Origin of the sequence: Pseudomonas sp. WPR_5_2, from assembly GCF_003634475.1 — a bacterium.
Lineage (GTDB): Bacteria > Pseudomonadota > Gammaproteobacteria > Pseudomonadales > Pseudomonadaceae > Aquipseudomonas > Aquipseudomonas izuensis.
Window position 1 is genome coordinate 416,905 of record NZ_RBLA01000002.1, and the last position, 20,178, is coordinate 437,082.

At 61.0% G+C, this 20,178-nt stretch carries 17 protein-coding genes; 6 read left to right on the top strand and 11 right to left on the bottom strand.

All coding sequences use genetic code 11. The features are described from left to right. The first annotated feature begins 60 nt into the window (after positions 1-60). Genes BJ917_RS10555 through BJ917_RS10580 form a run of 6 tightly spaced genes read left to right on the top strand, consistent with a single transcriptional unit; the run spans position 61 to position 6,018 of the window. On the top strand, positions 61-1,155 hold the full coding sequence (locus tag BJ917_RS10555; protein ID WP_096510109.1) for an ABC transporter ATP-binding protein: 1,095 nt from the start codon (positions 61-63) through the stop codon (positions 1,153-1,155). Further along, a complete protein-coding gene (locus BJ917_RS10560; protein ID WP_121103326.1) occupies positions 1,155-2,270 on the top strand; it encodes an ABC transporter ATP-binding protein in 1,116 nt (371 codons plus the stop codon). Before BJ917_RS10555 ends, BJ917_RS10560 begins: the two co-directional genes overlap by 1 nt. Then, on the top strand, positions 2,267-3,133 hold the full coding sequence (locus BJ917_RS10565; RefSeq protein WP_096510111.1) for a carbohydrate ABC transporter permease: 867 nt from the start codon (positions 2,267-2,269) through the stop codon (positions 3,131-3,133). Before BJ917_RS10560 ends, BJ917_RS10565 begins: the two co-directional genes overlap by 4 nt. A gap of 10 nt (positions 3,134-3,143) precedes the next feature. Continuing rightward, positions 3,144-3,944 (top strand): carbohydrate ABC transporter permease, encoded by an 801-nt coding sequence (locus BJ917_RS10570; RefSeq protein ID WP_096510112.1) that lies wholly within the window; start codon positions 3,144-3,146, stop codon positions 3,942-3,944. 10 nt (positions 3,945-3,954) lie between these two features. Beyond that, positions 3,955-4,227, top strand: coding sequence for a DUF2160 domain-containing protein (locus BJ917_RS10575; protein WP_096515285.1), 273 nt, complete (start codon positions 3,955-3,957; stop codon positions 4,225-4,227). A 48-nt stretch (positions 4,228-4,275) separates the two neighbouring features. Beyond that, positions 4,276-6,018 (top strand): ABC transporter substrate-binding protein, encoded by a 1,743-nt coding sequence (locus tag BJ917_RS10580; RefSeq protein WP_096510113.1) that lies wholly within the window; start codon positions 4,276-4,278, stop codon positions 6,016-6,018. Between the two features lie 368 nt (positions 6,019-6,386). Here BJ917_RS10580 and nuoN read toward each other — a convergent pair whose 3' ends face one another. From nuoN to nuoC, 11 genes are all read right to left on the bottom strand, one after another. Then, complete coding sequence (gene nuoN, locus BJ917_RS10585; protein ID WP_096510114.1) at positions 6,387-7,850, bottom strand: NADH-quinone oxidoreductase subunit NuoN; 1,464 nt, start codon at positions 7,848-7,850, stop codon at positions 6,387-6,389. 7 nt (positions 7,851-7,857) lie between these two features. After that, positions 7,858-9,390, bottom strand: coding sequence for an NADH-quinone oxidoreductase subunit M (gene nuoM / locus BJ917_RS10590; protein WP_096510115.1), 1,533 nt, complete (start codon positions 9,388-9,390; stop codon positions 7,858-7,860). 39 nt (positions 9,391-9,429) lie between these two features. Beyond that, the gene (nuoL, locus tag BJ917_RS10595; protein WP_096510116.1) at positions 9,430-11,283 is read right to left on the bottom strand and encodes an NADH-quinone oxidoreductase subunit L; all 1,854 of its coding nucleotides are present in this window, start codon (positions 11,281-11,283) and stop codon (positions 9,430-9,432) included. After that, a complete protein-coding gene (nuoK, locus tag BJ917_RS10600) occupies positions 11,280-11,588 on the bottom strand; it encodes an NADH-quinone oxidoreductase subunit NuoK (protein ID WP_007946416.1) in 309 nt (102 codons plus the stop codon). Before nuoK ends, nuoL begins: the two co-directional genes overlap by 4 nt. A gap of 2 nt (positions 11,589-11,590) precedes the next feature. Next, positions 11,591-12,094, bottom strand: a complete 504-nt coding sequence (nuoJ, locus tag BJ917_RS10605) for an NADH-quinone oxidoreductase subunit J (RefSeq protein ID WP_096510117.1) — start codon at positions 12,092-12,094, stop codon at positions 11,591-11,593. A 9-nt stretch (positions 12,095-12,103) separates the two neighbouring features. Next, positions 12,104-12,649 (bottom strand): NADH-quinone oxidoreductase subunit NuoI, encoded by a 546-nt coding sequence (gene nuoI / locus BJ917_RS10610; RefSeq protein ID WP_178132024.1) that lies wholly within the window; start codon positions 12,647-12,649, stop codon positions 12,104-12,106. Between the two features lie 12 nt (positions 12,650-12,661). Next, positions 12,662-13,669: an NADH-quinone oxidoreductase subunit NuoH gene (gene nuoH, locus BJ917_RS10615; protein ID WP_096510118.1), complete on the bottom strand. Its 1,008-nt coding sequence runs from the start codon at positions 13,667-13,669 to the stop codon at positions 12,662-12,664. Next, positions 13,666-16,380 (bottom strand): NADH-quinone oxidoreductase subunit NuoG, encoded by a 2,715-nt coding sequence (gene nuoG, locus BJ917_RS10620; RefSeq protein WP_096510119.1) that lies wholly within the window; start codon positions 16,378-16,380, stop codon positions 13,666-13,668. The genes nuoH and nuoG overlap by 4 nt, the downstream gene beginning before the upstream one ends. A 138-nt stretch (positions 16,381-16,518) precedes the next feature. Beyond that, a complete protein-coding gene (gene nuoF / locus BJ917_RS10625; protein WP_096510120.1) occupies positions 16,519-17,874 on the bottom strand; it encodes an NADH-quinone oxidoreductase subunit NuoF in 1,356 nt (451 codons plus the stop codon). Further along, on the bottom strand, positions 17,871-18,368 hold the full coding sequence (nuoE, locus tag BJ917_RS10630; RefSeq protein WP_007970445.1) for an NADH-quinone oxidoreductase subunit NuoE: 498 nt from the start codon (positions 18,366-18,368) through the stop codon (positions 17,871-17,873). The genes nuoF and nuoE overlap by 4 nt, the downstream gene beginning before the upstream one ends. Before the next feature lie 2 nt (positions 18,369-18,370). Further along, complete coding sequence (gene nuoC, locus BJ917_RS10635) at positions 18,371-20,155, bottom strand: NADH-quinone oxidoreductase subunit C/D (protein WP_096510122.1); 1,785 nt, start codon at positions 20,153-20,155, stop codon at positions 18,371-18,373. Positions 20,156-20,178: the final 23 nt, after the last annotated feature.

Sequence of the window (20,178 nt, forward strand, 5' to 3'; positions counted from 1 at the left end):
GGCACAAATGTCGCTATACAGCTCCGGTCGCTTGTCTCCAAAAATAAAAAAGGCCGAGCCATGTCATTAACCCTGGAGCATGTCAGCCGCACCGTCGAGGGCCAGACCTGGATTGACGATGCGTGCCTCAAGTTCGAACCTGGATCCTTCAACGTTTTGCTCGGGCGCACGCTGTCCGGCAAAACCAGTCTCATGCGCCTGATGGCCGGGCTGGACAAGCCTGACAGCGGTCGCATCCTGATGAATGGCGTCGATGTCACCCAGCGGCCAGTGCGTTTGCGCAACGTGTCGATGGTCTATCAGCAGTTCATCAATTACCCGACCATGACCGTCTTCGAGAACATCGCTTCGCCCCTGCGCCAGGCGGGTGTGTCCAATGAGCTGATCCAGAGCAAGGTGCTGGAAACCGCGAAGATGCTGCGCATCGAGAAATTCCTCCAGCGCCATCCCCTTGAACTTTCCGGCGGCCAGCAACAGCGCACGGCCATGGCCCGGGCGTTGGTCAAGGATGCCGAACTGATCCTGTTCGACGAGCCACTGGTCAACCTCGACTACAAGTTGCGCGAAGAGTTGCGCCAGGAAATGCGTGAGCTGTTCAAGGCACACCACACCATCGCTATCTATGCCACCACCGAGCCCAACGAAGCCCTGGCACTGGGCGGCACCACGACCATTCTTCACGAGGGGCGGGTGATTCAGAGCGGCAAGTCGTCCGAGGTCTATCACCAGCCGCAGACTGTTCTCGCGGCCGAGCTGTTTTCCGAGCCGCCGATCAATCTGATGCCGGGGCGTATCGCCGGTAATGAAGTGAGCTTCGCCAATTTCGTGCATTTCCCGCTGAACGTCGATTTGCGTCCGGTGGGCGAGGGCGAGTTCCGCTTTGGCGTGCGCCCCAGCCATATCTCGCTGGTGCCGAGCAACGACGATGACCTCGAATTGGCAGTGACCGTCGAGGTCGCCGAAATCAGTGGCTCGGAAACCTTCCTGCACGTGCGCAACGAGCATTTCCTGCTGGTGCTGCACCTGCCCGGCGTTCACGAATACGACGTCGATGCGCCGATCCGCATCTACATCCCGACCCATAAACTGTTTGTGTTCGATACGCAGGGGCGGCTGGTCCAGGCGCCGGGCCGGCGTGTCGCGAGGGTTGCCTGATGGCCGAAATCCGTTTGCAGAACCTCGCCCACAGCTACACCAGCACACCGAGCGTGCCCGAGGATTACGCGATCCGCGAGATGGATCACATCTGGGAGCAGGGCGGTGCGTATGCCTTGCTCGGTCCTTCGGGCTGCGGCAAATCAACGTTGCTCAATATCATTTCCGGGTTGCTCAGTCCGTCCCAGGGTCACGTGTTGTTCGACGGTAAAGCGGTCAACGACCTGACCCCGGAAAAACGCAACATTGCCCAGGTTTTCCAGTTTCCGGTGGTCTACGACACCATGACGGTGTTCGACAACCTGGCCTTCCCATTGCGCAACCAGGGCATGGCCGAGGCGAAAATTCACACCAAGGTGCAGGAAATCGCTGAAGTCCTCGACCTTCAGAATCTGCTGAACAAAAAGGCCCGCAACCTCACCGCCGACGAAAAACAGAAAGTCTCCATGGGCCGTGGGCTGGTGCGCGATGACGTGTCGGCGATCCTGTTCGATGAACCGCTGACGGTGATCGACCCGCACCTGAAGTGGAAGCTGCGGCGCAAGCTCAAGCAGATCCACGAGCAGTTCAACATCACCATGGTCTACGTCACCCACGATCAGCTGGAGGCTTCGACCTTCGCCGACAAAATCGCCGTGATGTACGGCGGGCAGATCGTGCAGTTCGGCACGCCGCGGGAACTGTTCGAGCGGCCGAGCCATACCTTTGTCGGCTACTTCATTGGCAGCCCCGGCATGAACCTGATCGAGGTGCAGCCACAACCGGGCGGCGTCGGTTTCGCTTCGACCCATTTGCCGCTGTCAGCGACCATGCAAAAACGCATCGCCGAGAGCACCTGGCAAACCCTGAAGGTCGGCATTCGCCCGGAATTCGTCCACGTGTGGGACGAGCCGTTCGATGAGGCACTGCGGGCACACGTCGTACACGTCGAAGACCTCGGTACCTACAAGATCATGACCCTGAACCTCGACGGCGTGCCGCTGAAAGTGCGCCTGGCCGAAGACAAGCCGGTTCCCCAAGGCACGGCCTACATCAGTTTTCCGGGGCAGTGGCTGATGGTCTACGCCGACGAATTCCTGCTGGAGCCGCATGCAATGGATGAGGTGCAGCCATGAACAAGGTGCAGAACAACAAGGCCTGGTGGCTGGTGCTACCCGTGTTCCTGCTGGTGGCCTTCAGTGCGGTGATCCCGATGATGACCGTGGTCAACTACTCGGTGCAGGACATCTTCGATCAGTCCAGCCGCTACTTCGTCGGTGCCGACTGGTACAAACAGGTCTTGCTCGATCCGCGTCTGCACGACTCGTTGCTGCGTCAGTTCATTTACTCGGCCTGTGTGCTGCTGATCGAAATCCCGCTGGGAATCGCGATTGCGCTGACCATGCCGACCAAGGGCCGCTGGTCGTCGGTGGTGTTGATCGTCCTGGCGATTCCTTTGCTGATCCCGTGGAACGTGGTTGGCACCATCTGGCAGATCTTCGGTCGGGCCGACATCGGCCTGCTCGGTTCGAGCCTCAATGCCATGGGCATCAGCTACAACTATGCGGCGAACACCATGGACGCCTGGGTCACCGTGCTGGTGATGGACGTCTGGCACTGGACCTCGCTGGTGGCGCTGTTGTGCTTCTCCGGCCTGCGGGCGATTCCCGACGTGTACTACCAGGCGGCGCGAATTGACCGGGCTTCGGCCTGGGCGGTGTTCCGGCACATCCAGTTGCCCAAGCTCAAGAGCGTGCTGCTGATCGCAGTGATGCTGCGCTTCATGGACAGCTTCATGATCTACACCGAGCCGTTCGTGCTCACCGGCGGCGGGCCGGGCAATGCCACGACCTTCCTCAGCCAGACCCTGACGCAGATGGCCATCGGGCAGTTCGACCTGGGCCCGGCCGCGGCGTTCTCGCTGGTGTACTTCCTGATCATCCTGTTGGTGTCCTGGCTGTTCTACACCGCCATGACTCACTCTGACGCCAACCGCTGAGGCCCGCACCATGAGCAAGAGAAAGCTGATTCCACTGCTGCTCTACATCCTGTTCCTGCTGGTGCCGATCTACTGGCTGCTGAACATGTCCTTCAAGAGCAACACCGAAATCCTCGGGGGCCTGACGCTGTTTCCCCTGGATTTCACTTTCCACAACTACAAGGTGATCTTCACCGATCCGGCCTGGTACACCGGTTACCTCAACTCGCTGTACTACGTGAGCCTGAACACGGTGATCTCCTTGAGCGTGGCGCTGCCGGCAGCCTATGCGTTCTCGCGCTATCGCTTTCTCGGCGACAAGCACCTGTTCTTCTGGCTGTTGACCAACCGCATGGCACCGCCGGCGGTGTTCCTGCTGCCGTTCTTCCAGCTGTACTCCTCGATCGGACTGTTCGACACCCACATCGCCGTGGCGCTGGCGCATTGCCTGTTCAACGTGCCGTTGGCGGTGTGGATTCTCGAGGGTTTCATGTCCGGCGTGCCGAAGGAAATCGACGAAACGGCCTACATCGACGGCTACAGTTTTCCAAAATTCTTCGTGAAGATTTTCGTCCCGCTGATCGGCTCCGGCATCGGTGTGACGGCGTTTTTCTGCTTCATGTTCTCCTGGGTCGAACTGCTGTTGGCGCGAACCCTCACGTCGGTGAACGCCAAACCCATCGCGGCGGTCATGACCCGCACGGTCTCGGCGTCCGGCATCGATTGGGGGGTGCTGGCGGCGGCAGGGGTGTTGACCATCCTGCCCGGCATGCTGGTGATCTGGTTTGTTCGCAACCACGTGGCCAAGGGCTTTGCCCTGGGTCGGGTATGAGGAACTGATGATGGAATGGATGAGCTGGACCGTCCCTACGATGGCGTTCTTCGGCGTCATTGCCTTGATCCTGGTGGGCATGACCACTTGGGAGCTGCGTTCGCCGAGCGTGCTTCGGCGAGGTTTTCTACCGATTGCCACTACCCGTGGCGATCGGCTGTTTATCGGTCTTCTCGGCAGCGCCTACCTGCATCTGATGGTAATCGGCGTGACCGACTGGAGCATCTGGGTCGCCTTCGCGATGTCCCTGGTGTGGCTGTTGGCTGTGATGCGTTGGGGCTAGTCGAGTCGCTCGGCAATGTTGCTCCGAAATCCCATACAGGAGGTCTCTATGTTCGACAAAAACAATAAGCTGCGACATAGCATTTCATTGGCAGCCATGCTGGCACTCAGCGGTTTGAGCGCAACGGCCTGGGCCGATGCCTATGAAGAAGCGGCGAAGAAATGGATCGGCAGCGAGTTCAAGCCATCCACGCTGACGGCCGATCAGCAACTGGCGGAATTGAAGTGGTTCATCAAGGCGGCCGAGCCGTTTCGCGGGATGGACATCAAGGTCGTCTCGGAAACCCTGACCACTCACGAGTATGAATCCAAGGTACTGGCCAAGGCTTTTACCGAGATCACAGGCATCAAGGTCACCCACGACCTGCTGCAGGAAGGCGACGTGGTGGAAAAGCTGCAGACCGTGATGCAATCGGACAAGAGCATCTATGACGGCTGGGTCAACGACTCGGACCTGATCGGTACCCACTTCCGCTATGGCAAGACCGAAGCGATCACCGACCTGATGGCCAACGAGGGCAAGAACTTCACCTCGCCGACCCTGGACATCAAGGACTTTATCGGCACTTCCTTCACCACTGCGCCGGATGGCAAGCTCTATCAATTGCCCGACCAGCAGTTCGCCAATCTGTACTGGTTCCGCGCCGACTGGTTCGAGCGGCCGGAGCTGAAAGCCAAGTTCAAGGAAAAGTACGGTTACGAATTGGGCGTGCCGGTGAACTGGTCGGCCTATGAAGACATTGCCAAGTTCTTCAGCGAAGACGTCAAGGAAATCGACGGCAAGCGCGTCTATGGGCACATGGACTACGGCAAGAAAGACCCGTCCCTGGGCTGGCGCTTCACCGATGCCTGGTTCTCCATGGCCGGTGGCGGCGACAAGGGCCTGCCTAACGGCTTGCCGGTGGATGAGTGGGGGATTCGTGTCGAGGATTGTCATCCGGTGGGTTCCAGCGTGACTCGCGGTGGCGACACCAACGGCCCGGCAGCGGTGTTCGCCACCCAGAAATACGTCGACTGGATGAAAGCTTACGCACCACCGGAAGCCGCGGGCATGACCTTCTCCGAATCCGGACCGGTGCCGTCGCAAGGCAACATCGCCCAGCAAATCTTCTGGTACACCGCCTTTACCGCCGACATGACCAAACCCGGCCTGCCCGTGGTGAACGCCGATGGCACGCCGAAATGGCGCATGGCGCCATCGCCACGCGGGCCTTACTGGGAGGAGGGCATGAAGCTGGGCTATCAGGACGTGGGTTCCTGGACGTTCATGAAGTCCACGCCTGAGAAACAGAAACTCGCAGCGTGGCTCTATGCGCAGTTCGTGACCTCGAAAACCGTATCGTTGAAGAAAACCATCGTCGGCCTGACCCCGATCCGCGAATCGGACATCAACTCGCAGGCCATGACCGACCTGGCGCCAAAACTCGGTGGCCTGGTTGAGTTCTACCGCAGCCCGGCCCGCGTGCAGTGGACCCCGACCGGGACCAACGTGCCGGACTATCCACGTCTGGCACAGCTATGGTGGAGCCACATCGCCGAAGCCGCCAGTGGTGACAAGACTCCGCAAGAAGCACTGGACGGTCTGGCCAAGGATCAGGACGCCATCATGTCCCGCCTGGAACGTTCGAAGGCACAAGCCACCTGCGCACCGAAGATGAACCCGGAGCGCGATGCGCAATACTGGTTCGATCAGCCGGGCGCACCGAAGCCGAAACTGGCCAACGAAAAGCCCAAGGGCGAAACCGTGAGCTACAACGAACTGCTGAAATCCTGGGCGGACGCGCGTAAGTAAACGGCTGGAGCGAGAAAGGCGAACGGCACCGGAAGGTGCCGTTTTTGATTGTGTCTGTTAAGGCCTCTTCGCGAGCAGGCTCGCTCCCACAATAAATCCCGGGTGTTTATAAATATTGTGTACGCAGGAAATCCATTGTGGGAGCGAGCCTGCTCGCGAAGGGGCCATCACAAGCAATAGGTTTCTAATGGAAGGTCAAATATATAAAGAGCAAAAGATCGCAGCCTTCGGCAGCTCCTACAGGGAGTATGCGATCTAAATGTAGGAGCTGCCGAAGGCTGCGATCTTTTGCTATTGAAACTCCAAAAACAAAAACGGCACCCGAAGGTGCCGTTTCTATTTACTAACTACCAAGTATCGCTAAACGATCAACCCGCCAGACCCGATTGCTGAACCAGGTTCAGCAGCGGCTGTGGATACAGACCAAGGAAGAACGCCAGTACCGCGATGGCCAGCAGCATCACGCCGCCTGCACGTTGTTCCCAGTGCAGTTGCGCATCGTGGCGACGCAGGTTGGGTTCGATCAGGTACAGGGTGACCATGACGCGCAGGTAGTAGAACACGCCGATGGCACTGCCCAGAACCAGGGAGCCGACCAGCCACCATTGGTGCGATTCGACACCGGTGGCAATGATGTAGAACTTGCCGATGAAGCCCGCGGTCAGCGGGATACCGGCCAGGGACAGCATCATCACGGTCAGTACGGCGGTCAGGTACGGACGGCGCCAGAACAGGCCGCGGTATTCGTACAGGGCGTCCGCGTCACGGCCGTTGTACGGCGAGGACATCAGGGTGATCACGCCGAAGGCGCCGAGGCTGGTGATCACGTAGGTGACCAGGTACACGCCGATGGCTTCCACGGCCAGGCCTTTGCTCGCCACCAGGGCGATCAGCAGGTAACCGAAGTGGGCGATGGACGAGTAACCCAGCAGACGCTTGAGGTTGCTCTGGGTCAGGGCCAGCAGGTTACCGAACAGGATCGACGCGATGGCGATGATGGTCAGTACGTTGCTCAGCACACCGCTGCTCGCCGCTGGCGAGATCTGGAACAGACGCACCATCACCGCGAACACGGCAACCTTGGAAGCGGTCGCCAGGAACGCGGCAACCGGTGCCGGAGCACCTTCGTAGACGTCCGGGGTCCAGAGGTGGAAGGGTACCAGCGACAATTTGAACGCCAGGCCGATCAGCATCATGCCCAGGCCCAGTTGCGCCAGCGAGCTCGGCATGCCGGTGGCCGCCAGGGCCTGGCCGATACCGACAAAGCTCAGGGAGCCGGCGTCAGCGTAGAGCAGGGCCATACCGAACAACAGGAACGCGGAGCCGGCTGCCGACAGCACCATGTACTTGATACCGGCTTCCAGCGAACGCTTGTTGAAGAAGGCATAAGCCACCAGGCCGTAGACCGGTACCGAGAGCAGCTCCAGACCGACGAACAACCCGGCCAGGTGTTGCGCGCTGACCAGCACCAGGCCACCGGCGGCGGCCATCAGGATCAGCAGGTACAGTTCTTCACGGTTGCCCGGGTAACCCGAACCGCCATCGCCGAGGTAGGCGTGGGCGAGGGTGACGCAGGCGAGGGTGGCGACCAGGATCAGCGCCATGTACAGGCAGGCGAAGGTGTCGATCTGCAGCAATGGGGTCACGGCCAGTGGCGCGACTTTCAGGGCCGGCAGGATCGACAGCAAAGCCAGGTTAAGACCCGCCACCGACAGCAGGAAGGTCTGGGAGTGGTTGCGGCGCCAGGCGATCGCCAGCATCACCACGATGATCGTGGCGCTGGTGATCAACAGCGGCGCTAGCGCGATAAAGTGTTGAGTCGTGAATTCCATAGCGCTCTTACCGGGCCGAAGCGAGTTGAGTGAAGGCGGTGCCGAGCCACTGCTGCACGCCATGCATTGTCGCGGCAGAGGTATCGAGGAACGGCTGCGGGTAGACGCCGATGTAGATCAGCAGCGCTGCCAGACCGACCACCATGATCATTTCGCGACCGTCCATGCCATGCAGCACCGCGTCCGACTTGGCCGGGCCGAAGTAGGCACGGTGGATCATGATCAGCGAGTAGACCGAACCGAACACCAGGCCGGACGTCGCGATGATGGTGACCCACGGGGCAATCGGGAAGGTGCCGATCAGGATCAGGAACTCACCGACGAAGTTGCCGGTACTCGGCAGGCCCAGGGAAGCGGCTGCAAAGAACAGGCTCAGGGCCGGCAGGTAAGCGATCTTCGACCACAGGCCACCCATCTCGCGCATGTCACGGGTGTGGGTGCGTTCGTACAACTGGCCACTCAGGATAAAGAGTGCCGCGGCCGACAGGCCGTGCGCCAGCATCTGCATCACCGCGCCCTGCAGCGCCAGTTGGCTGCCGGAGTAGATGCCGATCAGTACGAAGCCCATGTGGGAAACGGACGAGAAGGCGATCAGACGCTTGATGTCGGTTTGCGCGAACGCCAGGAACGCACCGTAGAAGATCCCGATCAGACCCAGGGTCATGGCGAACGGCGCGAACTCGGCCGACGCATTCGGGAACAGCGGCAGGGCGAAACGCAGCAGGCCGTAGGCAGCGGTCTTCAGCAAGATACCGGCCAGGTCCACGGAACCTGCGGTCGGCGCCTGGGCGTGAGCGTCAGGCAACCAGGAGTGGAACGGGACGACTGGCAGCTTTACCGCGAAGGCGATGAAGAAGCCGAGCATCAGGATGTACTCGGTCGTCATCGACATCTTGGTCTTCAACAGATCGGCGTAGTTGAAGGTAATCACGCCGGTGTCGTTGAAGTTGACCAGGACCAGGCCCAGGATCGCCACCAGCATGATCAGGCCGGAAGCCTGAGTGAAGATGAAGAACTTGGTCGCCGCGTAGATCCGGGTTTTCTTGCCGTCCGAAGAACTGTGACCCCAGAGCGCGATGAGGAAGTACATCGGCACCAGCATCATTTCCCAGAAGAAGAAGAACATGAACAGGTCGAGGGCCAGGAACACGCCGACGACACCGCCCAGGATCCACATCAGGTTCAGGTGGAAGAAGCCCACGTGACGCTGGATCTCTTTCCAGGAGCAGAGTACCGAGAGGACACCCAGCAGGCCGGTCAGCATGATCATCAACAGCGACAGACCGTCGAGGGCCAGGTGCACGTTGATGCCGAAGCGCTGGATCCAGACGTGCTTGAACTCAAGCGCCCAGGTCGGATCGGCGCCAGGCGCCGGGGCAAACGAATAGTCGCCGTGGGCCCACAGCCAGAGGCCGAGGGCGAGCAGCAGGGACATGGTGATCAGCGCAATCCAGCGGGGGAGGGTGGCGCCGAAGCGCTCACCCAGCCAGCACAGCAGGCCGCCGATAAAGGGGATCAGGATTAGCCAAGGCAGAATCATGACGGGCTCAATTCCTTTCGCAAGTTCGCAAGGTTCATATCAGACCGCTACCAGCACGACGGCGCCGATTACCAGCACGGCACCAGCAGCCATCGAGGCGGCGTACCAACGCAGTTGACCGGTCTCGGTACGGCTCAGGGCGGTGTGACCGCCTTTGGCCATGCGCGGGATCAGACCGATGGTCTGGTCGAGCGGGTCTTTGCGCAGGATGTGGCTGATCGCCAGGTAAGGCTTGACGAACAGTTTGTCGTAGATCCAGTCGAAGCCCCAGGCAGCGAACCACCAGGCCGACAGGAAACGGCCGATGCCGCTGTTGGCGATGGCGGTCACGAAGCGACGCTTGCCGAGGAACAGCAGCGCGGCCAGCAGGATACCGGACAGGGCGATGGCGCCCGACGCGATTTCCAGGCTGTGCTTGGCTTCGCCGCCGGCATGGCCGACGCTTTCCGGCAGTACGCCGTGCAACGGTGGAACGATCATCGCGCCAATGGCGGTGGACAACACGATCAGCACCGACAGTGGCAGCCAGTGGGCGATGCCATGACCGGCATGGGCTTCGGTCTTCGCTTCACCGTGGAACGCGATGAAGATCAGGCGGAAGGTGTACAGCGAAGTCATGAACGCGCCGACCAGACCTGCGTAGAGCAGACCGTGGTTGCCGCTGGCGAACGCTTCCCAGAGGATTTCGTCCTTGGAGTAGAAGCCTGCGGTCACCAGTGGCAAGGCCGCCAGGGCCGCGCCGCCAACGATGAAGCTGGCGTAGGCCAGAGGCAGTTTCTTCCACAGGCCACCCATCTTGAAGATGTCCTGCTCGTGGTGGCAGGCAACGATCACCGCACCGGAGGCAAGGAACAACAGGGCCTTGAAGAAGGCGTGGGTCATCAGGTGGAAGATCGCGCCATCCCAGGCACCGACGCCCAGGGCCAGGAACATGTAGCCGATCTGGCTCATGGTCGAGTAGGCGAGGATACGCTTGATGTCGGTCTGAACCAGTGCTGCGAAGCCGGCCAGCACCAGGGTCACGCCACCGACGATGCCTACAAGGTGCAGGATTTCCGGCGCCAGGGTGAACAGGCCGTGGGTACGGGCGATCAGGTAGACACCCGCGGTCACCATGGTTGCAGCGTGGATCAGTGCCGAAACCGGGGTAGGACCGGCCATCGCATCCGCCAGCCAGGTTTGCAGCGGCAGTTGCGCGGATTTACCGACCGCACCGCCCAGCAGCATCAGGGTGGCAAGGACCATCCAGATGTTACCGGCCTGGAATTTCTGCGGTGCCAGCACCAGCAGTTCCTGAACGTTCAGGGTGCCCAACTGGGCGAACAGGATGAACAGGCCGATGGCCATGAACACGTCGCCGATGCGGGTCACGATGAAGGCTTTGAGTGCGGCGTTACCGTTGTTGCGGTTGCTGTAGTAGAAACCGATCAACAGGTACGAGCACAGGCCCACGCCTTCCCAGCCGAAGTACAGGAACAGCAGGTTATCGCCCAGCACCAGGAACAGCATGCTGGCGATAAACAGGTTGGTGTAGGCGAAGAAGCGCGAGTAACCGGCTTCACCGCGCATGTACCAGGACGCGAACAGGTGGATCAGGAAGCCCACGCCGACCACCACACCAAGCATGGTCAGGGACAGACCATCCAGGTACAGCGCGAAGTTCGGCTTGAAGCCTTCCACCGCCATCCACTGCCACAACACCTGGGTGTAGTGGCCGCCTTCCGGTGGCGCGACGTTGAATTGCCAGATCACGTAAGCCGCGACGATGGCAGACAAGCCGACAGAACCGACGCCGATCAGCGCCGAGAGGTTTTCCGAGAGCCGTCCACGGGAGAACGACAGCAGCAGGAACCCAATGAGAGGGAATACGAAAGTCAGATAGAGAAGATTCATCCGCGCATCTCACTGGCAGCGTCGATATCGAGCGTGTGGAAGCGGCGATACAGTTGCAGCAGGATCGCCAGGCCGATACTGGCCTCGGCGGCTGCCAGGCTGATCACCAGGATGAACATGATCTGTCCATCCGGCTGCGCCCAGCGGCTACCGGCAACGATGAACGCCAGGGCGGAGGCATTCATCATGACCTCCAGGCTCATCAGCACGAAAAGAATGTTGCGGCGGACCATCAGGCCGACCAGACCGAGGCAGAACAGGATGCCGGCGACCGCCAGACCATGCTCCATGGGGATAGCAGGCATCGTCATTGCTCCTTGGCTTCGTTGCGGCCCAAGTGGAACGCCGTGACGGCTGCGGCGAGCAGCAGCATCGAGGCGAGTTCGACCACCAGCAGATAAGGACCGAACAGGCTGATGCCCACGGCCTTGGCGTCTACGGTGGTGTGGCCGACGGCCTGGCCGGTCTGGTGGGAGAACAGCACGTACAGCAGTTCAACCAGCAGCAGCGCGGCGAGGGCGACCGGGCCGCCCCAGATGCCGGGCTTGAGCCAGACGCGCTCCTGCTGAACCGAGGCCGGGCCCAGGTTCAGCATCATCACCACGAACACGAACAGCACCATGATGGCGCCAGCGTAGGCGATCACTTCCAGTACACCGGCGAACGGCGCGCCGAGGGCAAAGAAGGTCATTGCCACGGCGATCAGCGAAATGATCAGGTAGAGCAGGGCGTGCACGGGGTTGGTGTTGGTGATCACGCGAAGCGTGGACACCACAGCGATACCCGATGCGAAATAGAAAGCGAATTCCATCTTTCTTCCTTAAGGCAGCAAGCTCTTCACGTTGATCGGTTCGGCTTCATTCTGCGCGGAGCCCTTCGGCTTACCGGCAATCGCCATACCTGCAACACGATAGAAGTTGTAATCAGGGTTTTTGCCGGGGCCGGAGATCAGCAGATCTTCTTTCTCGTAAACCAGGTCCTGACGTTTGAACTCGGCCATCTCGAAATCCGGTGTCAGCTGGATCGCGGTGGTCGGGCAGGCTTCCTCGCAGAGGCCGCAGAAGATGCAGCGCGAGAAGTTGATGCGGAAGAAGTCCGGGTACCAGCGACCGTCTTCGGTTTCAGCTTTCTGCAGCGAGATGCAACCGACCGGGCAAGCCACGGCGCACAGGTTGCAGGCTACGCAGCGCTCTTCACCGTCGGGGTCGCGGGTCAGGACGATACGGCCACGGTAGCGCGGCGGCAGGTAGACCGGTTCTTCCGGGTACTGCAGCGTGTCGCGCTTGCGGAAGGCGTGGCCGAAAATCATCACCAGGCTGCGAAGCTGGGTGTAGAGGCCATGCACGATGTCAAATATGTACTTCATGATTCTCTATCCTCACTGAGCCGCGACGGCGGACGTGTTGAGCAACACGATCGCAGCGGTCACCAGCATGTTGACGAGGGTCAGCGGCAAGCAGAACTTCCAGCTGAAATCCATCACTTGGTCATACCGTGGGCGCGGGATCGAAGCGCGCAACAGAATGAACATCATGATGAAGAACCCGGTTTTCAGTGCGAACCAGATGAACGGGATCTGCGGCAGGATGCCGAACGGACCGTGCCAGCCACCGAAGAACAAGGTCACCAGCAGCGCCGAAATCAACACGATGCCGATGTACTCGCCGACGAAGAACATGCCCCATTTCATGCCGGCGTATTCAATGTGGTAACCGTCGGCCAGTTCCTGTTCCGCTTCCGGCTGGTCGAACGGGTGACGGTGAGTCACGGCCACGCCAGCGATGAAGAAGGTCAGGAAACCGAAGATCTGCGGAATGATGAACCACAGGTGCTGGGCCTGGTAGTCGACGATATCGCGCATGTTGAACGAGCCGACCTGGATCACGATGCCCATCAGCGACAGGCCCATGAACACTTCGTACGACACGGTCTGAGCCGAGGCCCGCAAGCTGCCCAACAGGGCGAACTTGTTGTTGCTCGACCAGCCGGCGAACAGCACCGCGTAGACCGACAGACCGGCCATGGCGAAGAAGAACAGGATGCCGATGTTCAGGTCCGCCACGCCCCAGGTCGGGGTGATCGGGATGATCGCGAAGGCAATCAGCAGGGCGCTCATGGCGACTACCGGTGCCAGGGTGAAGATCATCTTGTCGGCGAATGGAGGCGTCCAGTCTTCCTTGAAGAACATCTTGATCATGTCGGCGGCGATCTGGAACGCGCCGAACGGACCGACGCGGTTCGGACCGTAACGGTCCTGCCAGAGGGCGAGCAAACGGCGCTCGACCCAGCTGAGCAGGGCGCCGCAGACCACCACGGCGAGCAGTATCACCACGGCCTTGAGGACCGCGATGATGATGTCGATCACTTCAGGAGTGAACAAGGTCATTGAGCTGCCTCCTGCAGACCGTCAACGGATTTGCCAAAGATGGCTGGCGGAATGCCGGCGATGCCCGCAGGCAATGCCACCAGACCGGCACCCAGCTCTTCATTGATACGCAGCGGCAGACGCAGGGTCTGGCCAGCGACGTTCAAGCTGAGCATGGCGCCGTCGTTGACACCCAGGCGATCGGCTTCGGATTTGGCCAGGGCGACGTAGGCGGCCGGGATGCGTTCCTGAACCGGAGCGGCTTTCGAAGAGTTTTCTTCGCTGCCGAACAGGTGGAAGAATGGCACGACCTGCCAGGTGCCCGGAGCCGGGTTGAACGCACGCGGAACGCTGGCGAACCAGTTCAGCGAGTCACCGGTGCTTTCGATCAGGCGGGTGCCCGGGTCGCCAGCGCGGATGTGACCACCGACTTCGTCCTGGAACTTGTTCCAGGCTTGCGGCGAGTTCCAGCCCGGAGACCAGGCGAACGGCACTTGCTGACGCGGTTCGGCCGAGCCCGAGTAACCTTCCATGGAGAAGGCGAACGCGGTGTCCTTGTCCTGCGGAGTACGCGGCTCGTGCACGCTGATGTCGGCGCGCATGGCGGTACGACCGGAGTAACGCAGCGGTTCACGGGCCAGTTTCAGACCCTTGATGCGGAACGCGGCGGACGGTGCAGCGTTGACGATGCCGGCCAGTTGCTCGGTGCTCGAAGCAACGGCAGCGGTGGCATGGTCCAGTTGCGTCCAGTCGATCGGCTTGTTCAGCAGGGTGGCGCGCAGGGCGTGCAGCCAGCGCCAGCCTTCGTGAACCAGGATGCTGGCATCCATGTATTGCGGGTCGAACACCTGGAAGAAACGCTGGGCGCGGCCTTCCTGGCTGACCAGGGTGCCGTCGCCTTCGGCGAAGCTGGCGGCTGGCAGTACCAGATGCGCGCGATCGCTGGTGGCGGTCTTCTGATGGTCGGCGACGATCACCACTTTCGCAGCGGTCAGGGCAGCATCAACCTTGGCCTTGTCGGTACGGGTGTACAGATCGTTTTCCAGCACGACGATGGCGTCGGCCTTGCCGTCGATCACCGCTTGCAGCGCAGCGTCGACCGACTCGCCACCGAGCATGGCCAGGCCGAGGCTGTTGGCCTCCGGCACGATCAGGCTGATGGAACCGTTCTTCTCGCGCAGCTTCAGGGCCTTGGCGATGTTCGCAGCGGCTTCGATCAGGGCTTTGGAGCCCAGGGAAGTACCGGCGATGATCAATGGGCGCTTGGCGGCGAGCAGGGCGTCGGCAATGCGCTTGGCCAGTTCGAGGGCTTCGGCGTCCAGGCCTTCAACGGCAGGGGCGCTGGCGTCGAGGGCGTGAGCCACGGCGAAACCGATGCGAGCCAGGTCGTCGGGAGCGGCGTGAACGCACTCTTCGGCGATGTCGTCGAGTTTGGTTTCAGCCAGGCTGGCGATGAACAGCGGGTTCAGCGCGTGCTGACCGATGTTCTTCACCGCGGCGTCGAGCCAAGGCTGGACGCGCATGGCATCAGCCATGTCTTCAGCTTTACCTTTGACCGACTGACGCAGGCCCAGGGCCATACGGGCAGCGGTCTGGGTCAGGTCTTCACCCAGGACGAACACGGCGTCGTGATCTTCGATGTCGCGCATGTTCGGCACAGGCAGCGGGCTGTCTTTCAGCACCTGCAGCACCAGGCGGATGCGCTCCAGCTCGGAAGCCTCGATACCGGAGTAGAAGTGCTCGGCACCGACCAGTTCGCGCAACGCGTAGTTGCTTTCGAGGCTGGCGCGTGGCGAACCGATACCGACGATGTTACGACCGCGCAGCAGGTCGGCGGCTTTATCCAGTGCTTCGTCGAGGGTCAGCTTGGCGCCGTTGGCCAGCAGCGGCTGACGCGGACGGTCCTTGCGGTTGACGTAGCCATAGCCGAAACGGCCACGGTCGCACAGGAAGTACTGGTTGACCGAACCGTTGTAGCGGTTTTCGATGCGACGCAGTTCACCGTAGCGCTCGCCCGGGGAGATGTTGCAACCGCTGGAGCAGCCATGGCAGATGCTCGGCGAGAACTGCATGTCCCACTTGCGGTTGTAGCGCTCGGAGTGCGTCTTGTCGGTGAACACACCGGTCGGGCAGACCTCGGTGAGGTTGCCGGAGAATTCGCTTTCCAGGGTGCCGTCTTCAACGCGACCGAAGTACACGTTGTCGTGGGCGCCGAACACGCCGAGGTCGGTGCCGCCGGCGTAGTCCTTATAGAAGCGCACGCAGCGGTAGCAAGCGATGCAGCGGTTCATTTCGTGGGAAATGAACGGGCCCAGTTGCTGATTCTGGTGGGTACGCTTGGTGAAGCGGTAACGGCGCTCGTTGTGGCCGGTCATTACCGTCATGTCTTGCAGGTGGCAGTGACCGCCTTCTTCACAGACCGGGCAGTCGTGAGGGTGGTTGGTCATCAGCCATTCAACGACGCTGGCGCGGAATACTTTCGCTTCTTCGTCGTCGATGGAGATCCAGCTGCCGTCGGTGGCGGGGGTCATGCAGGACATGACGATCCGACCACGCTTGTCGTTCTCGTCGGTGTACTGCTTGACCGCGCACTGGCGGCAAGCGCCAACGCTGCCAAGGGCGGGGTGCCAGCAGAAATAAGGGATATCGAGGCCTAGCGACAGACATGCCTGTAACAGGTTGTCTGCCCCATCGACTTCGAGCTCTTTGCCGTCTACGTGGATAGTGGCCATGGTTCAAAGTTCTTCGTTGGCCCGGTGTCAGCGGGCGTGGCTAATGGAATCTTGTTATCCGCGCGAATCAAAACAGCCGGTGAAGGCGTCATCGCGCGAAAAGCGAAGGGCACGGACCCTTCGCCTCTTTTTAAGCGTTTACGCGCCGACTACGATCGGCCTTGCCAGAGGCGGGACGGCGGCGCTGGTGGGCGCGATGCCGGCTTCGAACTCGTGGCGGAAGTATTTGATGGCGCTGCCCAACGGCTCCACGGCACCTGGTGCGTGAGCACAGAAGGTCTTGCCTGGGCCGAGGAAACCGACCAGACCCAGTAGGGTCTCGATGTCGCCAGCCTGCCCTTGACCGTTCTCGATCGCACGCAGCAGCTTGACGCTCCACGGCAGACCGTCACGGCACGGGGTGCAGAAACCGCACGACTCACGGGCAAAGAACTCTTCCATGTTGCGCAGCAGGGACACCATGTTGACGCTGTCATCCACCGCCATGGCCAGGCCGGTACCCATACGGGTGCCCACTTTGGCGATGCCGCCGGCATACATTTGCGCATCCAGGTGTTCCGGCAACAGGAAACCGGTACCGGCGCCGCCAGGCTGCCAGGCCTTGAGCTGGTAGCCGTCGCGCATGCCGCCGGCGTAGTCTTCGAACAGCTCGCGACCGGTGACGCCGAATGGCAGCTCCCACAGGCCAGGGTTCTTGACCTTGCCGGAGAAGCCCATGAGCTTGGTGCCCATGTCTTCGCTGCCTTCGCGGGCCAACGATTTGTACCAGTCCACGCCGTCGGCAATGATCGCCGGGACGTTGCACAGGGTTTCGACGTTGTTCACGCAGGTCGGCTTGCCCCACACGCCGACGGCGGCAGGGAAGGGCGGCTTGGAACGCGGGTTGGCGCGGCGGCCTTCCAGGGAGTTGATCAGTGCGGTTTCTTCACCGCAGATGTAACGCCCGGCGCCGGTGTGGACGAACAGCTCGAAATCGAAGCCGCTGCCCAGGATGTTCTTGCCCAAAAGGCCGGCTGCCTTGGCTTCTTCCACGGCACGGTTCAGGTGCTTGGCGGCGGTGGTGTATTCGCCACGCAGGAAGATGTAGCCACGGTAGGTTTTCAGTGCGCGGGCACTGATCAGCATGCCTTCGATCAGCAGATGGGGCAGTTGCTCCATCAGCATGCGGTCTTTCCAGGTGTTGGGTTCCATTTCATCCGCGTTGCACAGCAGGTAGCGGATGTTGATGGATTCGTCTTTTGGCATCAGGCCCCACTTCACGCCCGTGGGGAAGCCTGCACCGCCGCGACCTTTGAGGCCGGAGTCTTTCACGGTCTGGACGATGTCGTCCTGAGCCATGTCGGCGAAGGCTTTGCGCGCAGCGGCGTAACCGTTCTTGGCCTGGTACTCGTCGAGCCATACGGCTTCGCCGTCGTCACGCAGGCGCCAGGTGAGCGGGTGAGTCTCGGCCGAACGCTTGATGCGGTTGGCTGGACCGAAAGAAGTCAGGGTCATACGTAGCCCTCGAGCAATTTGGCAACGCCTGCTGGCTGCACATCACCGAAAGTGTCGTCGTCGATCATCAACGCCGGCGCCTTGTCGCAGTTGCCGAGGCAGCAGACCGGCAGCAGGGTGAAACGACCGTCGGCGGTGGTCTGACCCAGGCCGATGCCCAGCTTGCTCTGGATTTCGCTGACCACGGACTCGTGGCCACCGATGTAGCAGACCATGCTGTCGCAGACGCGAATGATGTGGCGACCGACCGGTTGACGGAAGATCTGGCTGTAGAACGTCGCCACGCCTTCAACGTCGCTGGCCGGAATGCCGAGGATTTCGCCGATGGCGTACAAGGCGCCGTCCGGCACCCAGCCGCGTTCCTTCTGAACGATCTTCAGGGCTTCGATCGACGCCGCGCGCGGGTCTTCGTAGTGATGCAACTCGTGCTCGATGGCCGAGCGCTCGGTTTCGCTCAGGGCGAAACGGTCTGTCTGGATAAGCGTGCTGTTCATGCTTAGCGGTCCACGTCGGCCATAACGAAATCGATACTACCCAGGTACGCGATCAAGTCCGCGACCATGCTGCCTTTGATCACCGAAGGGATCTGCTGCAGGTGCGGGAAGCTTGGGGTACGGATCCGGGTGCGGTAGCTCATGGTGCCGCCATCGCTCGTCAGGTAATAACTGTTGATACCCTTGGTCGCTTCGATCATCTGGAAGGATTCGTTGGCCGGCATGACCGGGCCCCACGAAACTTGCAGGAAGTGCGTGATCAGGGTTTCGATGTGTTGCAGCGTGCGCTCTTTCGGCGGCGGCGTGGTCAGCGGGTGATCCGCCTTGTACGGGCCTTCCGGCATGTTGCGCAGGCACTGGTCGATGATCTTGATGCTCTGGCGCATTTCTTCGACGCGCACGATGCAGCGATCGTAGGCATCGCCATTGGCCGCCAGCGGTACTTCGAACTCGAAGTTCTCGTAGCCCGAGTACGGACGTGCCTTACGCAGGTCGAAGTCGCAACCGGTCGAACGCAGGCCGGCACCGGTGACACCCCATTCCAGGGCCTGCTTGGTGTTGTAGTCGGCGACGCCGATGGTCCGGCCACGCAGGATGCTGTTGTCCAGGGCGGCTTTCTGGTATTCGTCCAGACGCTTGGGCATCCACTCGACGAAATCCTTGACCAGCTTTTCCCAGCCGCGCGGCAGGTCGTGGGCGACGCCACCGATGCGGTACCAGGCCGGGTGCAGGCGGAAACCGGTGATGGCTTCGATCACCGTGTACGCACGCTGACGGTCGGTGAAGGTGAAGAACACCGGGGTCATGGCGCCGACGTCCTGGATGTAGGTACCCAGGAACAGCAGGTGGCTGGTGATCCGGAAGAACTCGGCCATCATGATGCGGATGACGTCGACCTTCTCCGGTACCTTGATGCCCGCCAGCTTCTCGACCGAGAGCACGTACGGCAGGTTGTTCATCACGCCGCCGAGGTAGTCGATACGGTCGGTGTACGGGATGAAGCTGTGCCAGGACTGACGCTCGGCCATCTTCTCGGCACCACGGTGGTGGTAGCCGATGTCCGGTACGCAGTCGACGATCTCTTCACCGTCCAGCTGCAGGATGATGCGGAACGCACCGTGTGCCGAAGGGTGGTTGGGACCCAGGTTGAGGAACATGTAGTCCTCGTTCGGGCCGGAGCGTTTCATGCCCCAGTCTTCCGGCTTGAAGCGCGCGGCTTCTTCCTCGAGCTGTTGCTTGGCCAGGGTCAGGCTGAACGGATCGAACTCGGTGGCACGGGCCGGGAAGTCCTTGCGCAGCGGGTGACCTTCCCAGGTCGGCGGCATCATGATGCGCGACAGGTGCGGGTGACCTTTGAAGTCGATGCCGTACATGTCCCAGACTTCACGCTCGTACCAGTTGGCATTCGGCCAGATGCTGGTGACGGTTGGCAGGCTGAGGTCGCTCTCGGACAAGGCGACCTTGATCATGACGTCACTATTACGTTCGATCGACATCAGGTGATAGAACACGGAGAAGTCGACGCCGTTCGGCAGCCCTTGACGCTTGGTACGCAGACGCTCGTCCACGCCGTGCAGGTCATAGAGCATGACGTACGGCTTGGGCAGGTTGCGCAGGAAAGTCAGGACTTCGACGAGTTTGGCGCGGGCAACCCAAAGCACCGGCATGCCGGTGCGGGTAGGCTGGGCGGTGAACGCCTCGGGGCCAAAACGGTTGTTCAGTTCGACGACCACATCCTGGTCGTCTGCCTTATAAGGCGGGATGTACAGAGCACTGCCTGTAGTCATGGTTATTTATCGCTTTCGGTCAA